A 5,154-nucleotide genomic window follows, 5' to 3' on the forward strand; every position below is an offset into this window, starting at 1 on the left:
AACAGCGAATTTGATCTCCTCGTTGACGCCGCCGGCCTTGTATTGAGAGGGCTTCATGCCCAGCATATGTGTCGACTTCTCATAGAAGCGCCCACTGGAATTGAAGCCCGCGTCATAGATCGCCTCGGTTGGAGATCGCGCTAGAAAACTGATCCAAATCGCGCTGAAAAAGTGATCCACCCCGGCCTAGACTCCGGTAGATCGCACGCGAAAAGGCGGGCGGAGCCGGAGGACGAGGATGCTGCAGATGGATCAAGTGCACGTCATACGACACAAGGTTCTAGTCGAGGGCCAGAGTATCCGGCGGGTCGCACGGGAGATGGGTTTAAGCCGCATCACGGTGCGGAAGTACGTGGAACGGTCGGAGCCGGGGCCGCGGCGTTATAGGCGACGAGCCCGGCCGGTATGGGAGCGGGTCCGGGCGCGCCTGGAGGAACTGCTGGCGGAGTGGGAGCCCCGCACGACGGCCAAGCAGCGGCTGACCGGGGTGCGGTTGCATCGCGCGCTACGGGAAGAGGGATACCAGGTCGGCCTGACCATGATTCTTGAGTACCTGCGCGAGCGCCGCCGGCAGCGGGCGGAAGTTTATGTGCCGCTGGTTCATCGTCCCGGCGAAGCGCAGGTCGATTTTTTCGAGGTGGTGGTGGAGGTCGGGGGCGAACGGCGCAAGGCGTGGAAGTTCCTGCTGCACCTGATGTATTCGGGGCGTGAGTTCGCGTGGCTGTACGAACGGTGCGATCAGCTCGCCTTTCTCGACGGCCACGTGCGGGCGTTTGCCTATCTGGACGTAGTGGTGCGGCGCTGCGTCTATGACAATCTTACGGCGGCGGTGCGCAAGATAGTTGGTGCGCGCCGCGAGCTGACCGGGCGCTTCCTCGCTCTGGTCGGCCACTATCTATTCGAGCCCGACTTCGCCCGCATCGGAGAGGGACATGACAAGGGTGGCGTGGAGTCCCGCGGCAAGGCGATTCGGCTTGCGCATCTAACCCCGATTCCGCAAGGCGAAAGCCTCGAGGCGATCTCGCGTCAGTTGCTGGCGGATCTGAACGCGGCGTTCGAGACGCGGTGCGATGCAACCGGAAAGTTTGCCACTGAACGGTGGCAGGAGGAACGTGCGCAACTGCTGGCGCTTCCGGCCACCGCCTTCGAGGTGCGCAAGGCGGTGCCGGTCGAGATCGGCTCGCGCTCGATGGTCCGGATCGAAGGCGCCTGGTACTCGGTGCCGTCGCGCTGGGCACGGCTGAGCGCGACCGCTTACATCGGAGTCGACGACGTCCGCATTACCTGCCTGGGCGAGAGCGTGACGCAACCCCGGGTGCAGTTCGGAACTCGCCAGGTCCGCTATCGGCATTACCTTCCCGAACTGGCGCGTAAGCCGCACGCGGTGCGCCAAGTCGCCCCGGAGTTGATCGCCGAGTTGGGTCCGCCGTGGAATGGACTCTGGGAACTGCTGACTGGAGCGCACGGGGAACTGGAAGCTGCGCGGGTGCTGGCCCGGCTGTTAGGTGCGGTCTGCGAACATGGCGAGGAGCGCGTGCGGCTGGCGCTGGAAGCGGCAATCGCCCAACGCCGCTCCGAGACGCCCGACCGGTCTGTGCCCGAGCCTGCGCTTGAGAACATCGCGGTGCCCGATGCGCTCGCCTCCTATAAAGTAGAAGCCGGCCGGGCCTCCGATTACGACCATCTGCTGTTCGCCGATGGAGGCGCCCATGAGTAACGCGGCGGCGGAGGCGGTCATCCAGGAGTATTGTCACGAGCTCAAGCTGGCGGCGGTGGTGCGCGACTATCCCGGACTGTGCCGGCGCGCCCGCGACGGCGGCTGGGCCTACGAGGACCTGCTGCGCGAACTGCTCGAGGCCGAGATCACCAACCGGCATCAGAGCACCGCGCGCCGCTTGCTGCGCGAAGCGCGCTTTCCCGATATCAAGACGCTCGATCAGCTCGATTGGTCCGTGCTCAAGGGCGTGTCGCGGCCCAAGCTCATGGAGCTTGCTAGTTGCGAGTTCATCGGGCGCGCAGAGGACGTGATTTTGGCGGGTCCGATCGGCAGTGGAAAGACGCATCTTGCGATAGCACTGGGAGTCGAGGCCACGCGCCGACGCCTGCGGGTTCACTTCGCTCGCGCTGCGGACCTGGTACAGAGCCTTCTTGAGGCCCGCGACGAGCGGCGGCTGACCGTGCTCCAGCAGCGTTATCAGAAAGTCGCGCTGTTAATCGTGGATGAGCTGGGATTCGTTCCCTTCGAGCGCGCTGGCGGCGAGCTGTTGTTCAATCTGCTCGCCCAGCGCTACGAACGCCGCTCCACCATCATCACCACCAATCTGGCGTTCTCCGAGTGGGTCAAGGTCTTCGGCGACGAGAAGCTCACCACCGCGCTGCTCGATCGCCTCAGCCACCACGCTCACATTTTGACCACTCGAGGTGATTCCTTTCGCAGCCAGCGCGCGACCAAGACCGTCGCCAGTGCGAAGAAGGAGGCCCATGCAGACAATGGTGGAGCGCGTTAGCAACGCTGATCGCGCAAGGTACTGCGCTGGGCGCGATCCCCTAACGCGCACCAAGGGGAAAACCAGACGATTACAATAGTTCCAGGAGCAGATCGATGAGCTGGGCCAAAGAAATTCCCCCTAGGAAGCCCCAGGAACGATTTTCGAGACCCAGGGCACAGGGCAGTACCCCCGCAAATGGCTTCCTTAAGGAACGAGAAGCTTAGAACCTTATGGAGGGTGGGCCGAATCTGAATATCAAAGTGCCAGACCGGATTGTCAAAAGCAGAGAGACCACGAGCCGAGGGTGGATCACTTTTTCGGCGTTACAGTGGATCACTTTCAGAGCGTTGCAAACAGAAGATCTTGTAACCGGTCTTATGCGAGATCTTACACTCTCTGCACAGCTCCGCCATCGTCTCGCCAGCTAGTCGCCGCGCTACAAACTGCGGCCTTTTGTCCATCACCGAACAATCCTTCCATGGCATCCCATACCTCCTCCCAAAAAGGCGAGAAAGTGTAACCTATGTGTCCGGTAGTGCGTCCGGCAAAAGCTGGCGCGTTCAGCGGGAAGTGAGTCCCGCCAAGGCAAGAGCCAGAAGCCTTGTAGCTTGGATGGCAGGGAGGAGGGAAACCAATGACCTGAAGCCCATCGACAAAATCGTCGTAAGGACGACTGCGAGTCACCGGGCCGCAGCGCAAGCGAACGCACAGGTGGCCCCGGAGCCGGAACAATCAAGGGGCGAGCTTTGTTCGAAACGGGTCGATTATCCAGGGAACAACCGGCCTGACGGTCACCGCTGCGGTCTTGACCTCGATTGCGGTTACGCCGGCCACTTCTTCGATCGCCAAGGGAACCGCCGTGCAGCTAACCGCCACCGGGACCTTCAACGATGGCTCTACCCAGGTTCTGATCCCTACCTTGCTGAGTTGGACCCCTGCACCCACGGGCATTGCCACAGTTAGTCCCACAAAGAACCCGCAGTCCTGAATTGCCAACGAATCCGGCGGGGCTTCTCCATTGCGAGGGCTCTTCTAACGCGTGGACAGAGCGATCGCCTTGTTCGCCGTACGAGTGGCGTACGCCAACCGACGTGACGTTGAACCTTTTTTTCGAAAGATCGCCGCTCTTCAGGATTTCGTGCTCGATTTGTTCGCCCGAGAGAGATTGCTCTGGCTGGCCGGAGTTTACGAGTCGTGGCAATCGGAACCGGGCCATCGGCAACGAACTTCACTATCATCACGACCAGAGCAAATCGGCTGATCGAACCGATTGATGATCGAATGCCGGTTATTCTCGGTGAACGAACTGCAGAAGAGTGGATCAGTCCGGGCCAAAAAGATCACTTGCGGCTGAAATCGCTGCTGGTGCCGGCTCCGGACGACAAGCTCGTCCCGAGCCCAGCCTCATCACTCGTGAATAACGTGAACAATGAAGGGCCGGAGCTGCTCATGCCCGATCCAACTACCCCGGCGCAACAGACTGTATTTTAGAAAAGCTCGATCCAAACCCAGTGCTCGCGCCCGAACCGGAAAATACGCACACGAAAGTTCGTCGAGGAATTATTTCAATCACCAGGATTTCAGCCCCCTTCATCGGGGACCGGTTTGAAGCTTGATCATCGTAGTCAAGATCTCCGATCTTCGGGCTCGAGCGCAAAGAGCGCTGGATGGTCTTCGTGAGCGACCGACGAGCACTTTGCGCACCTGAGCCAGTTTCTTGACGTTGATGGGTTTAGGCAATTTCCGGGAGCAGTCGTCGAAGCAGTGTGTATCACGGCCTCCTCGGCGTGGACCTCGGGCCGCGCCGATTCTGCCCGCGAGCGCATGGCGCAAGGGATCGCCTTCGCCCGGAATAGCCGCCGACCTTACGATTTGGCGGAGGGGCGATTGTTTGAAGGCGTAATGTCTTATTTTCTCGGAGAACCGCTGCAGGGCGAGATTGCGGCAACGCAAGCATTAGCCATCGCTCAAGAGCACGGCTTTCCATTCATCACGGACTTGGCCCGCCCGGCGCTCGGTATCGCGCTGGCGCAGCTCGGCCGTACTGGTGAAGGCGTGGCGCTGATTCGCCGGGGTTTGGCCGGCCTTGCCGAAAGCAGGTCTGTTATCAATATCACGAGCATGCTCACCATGCTGGCCGAGGCTCAAGCTCTTGACGGGAAGATCGACGACGCTCTCATCACCATCGAGGAGGCGGTCAAAGCAAACCCCGAGGAACTTGTCTTGCGGCCCCATGCGCTGACCGGCCGCGGAGGCCTACGTCTCAAGGTTGGGCGGACCGTACTGGCCGAGGCCGATTTCCGCGATGCCATCGAGCTTGCGCAAAACATGAGTGCAAAGGCATACGAGTTGCGTGCAACAATCGGTCTCGCGCGTCTGCTGCGCGATACCAATCGCCGCGATGAAGCGCGCGCGATGCTCGCCGACATCTACAACTGGTTCACCGAGGGCTTCGACACCGCCGACCTCAAAGATGCGAAGGCCCTCCTCGATGAGCTAAGCCGCTAACCCCTCCGGGAGCCGCAATCGATGCAATGTGAAAACTGCCGATGCGAAAACCCTGAGGGCAAGCACTTCTGCGTTGATTGCGGCGCCGCGCTCGCGCTGCGCTGTCCCCAATGCGGCAGCGCCAATCCAGCAGATAAGAAGTTCTGTGGCGACTGCG

Annotated in this window: 6 protein-coding genes; 4 read left to right on the forward strand and 2 right to left on the reverse strand. The window is 61.0% G+C overall.

Going from position 1 to position 5,154, the window contains the following annotated elements; translation table 11 throughout:
- On the reverse strand, nt 1-180 hold a 180-nt coding region (locus VGI36_10335), incomplete at its 3' end, for a hypothetical protein (GenBank protein ID HEY2485538.1).
- A gap of 58 nt (nt 181-238) precedes the next feature.
- Here VGI36_10335 and istA point away from each other — a divergent pair.
- Both istA and istB read left to right on the forward strand, forming a co-directional pair.
- Nucleotides 239-1,717 (forward strand): IS21 family transposase, encoded by a 1,479-nt coding sequence (gene istA / locus VGI36_10340; protein ID HEY2485539.1) that lies wholly within the window; start codon nt 239-241, stop codon nt 1,715-1,717.
- Entirely contained in the window at nt 1,710-2,507 is a 798-nt protein-coding gene (gene istB / locus VGI36_10345) for an IS21-like element helper ATPase IstB (protein ID HEY2485540.1), read from the forward strand. The genes istA and istB overlap by 8 nt, the downstream gene beginning before the upstream one ends.
- Before the next feature lie 714 nt (nt 2,508-3,221).
- Here istB and VGI36_10350 read toward each other — a convergent pair.
- Entirely contained in the window at nt 3,222-3,485 is a 264-nt protein-coding gene (locus tag VGI36_10350; protein ID HEY2485541.1) for a hypothetical protein, read from the reverse strand.
- Between the two features lie 174 nt (nt 3,486-3,659).
- On the opposite strand from VGI36_10350, the gene VGI36_10355 reads away from it, so the two are divergent.
- Nucleotides 3,660-3,980 carry an SOS response-associated peptidase family protein gene (locus VGI36_10355; GenBank protein HEY2485542.1) on the forward strand — a complete coding sequence of 107 codons (321 nt, stop codon included), beginning with the start codon at nt 3,660-3,662 and terminating at the stop codon, nt 3,978-3,980.
- 396 nt (nt 3,981-4,376) lie between these two features.
- Complete coding sequence (locus VGI36_10360) at nt 4,377-4,997, forward strand: hypothetical protein (protein HEY2485543.1); 621 nt, start codon at nt 4,377-4,379, stop codon at nt 4,995-4,997.
- The last annotated feature ends 157 nt before the right edge of the window (nt 4,998-5,154 follow it).

It is taken from the genome of Candidatus Binataceae bacterium (genome assembly GCA_036495685.1).
Taxonomy (GTDB): Bacteria; Desulfobacterota; Binatia; order Binatales; family Binataceae; genus JAFAHS01.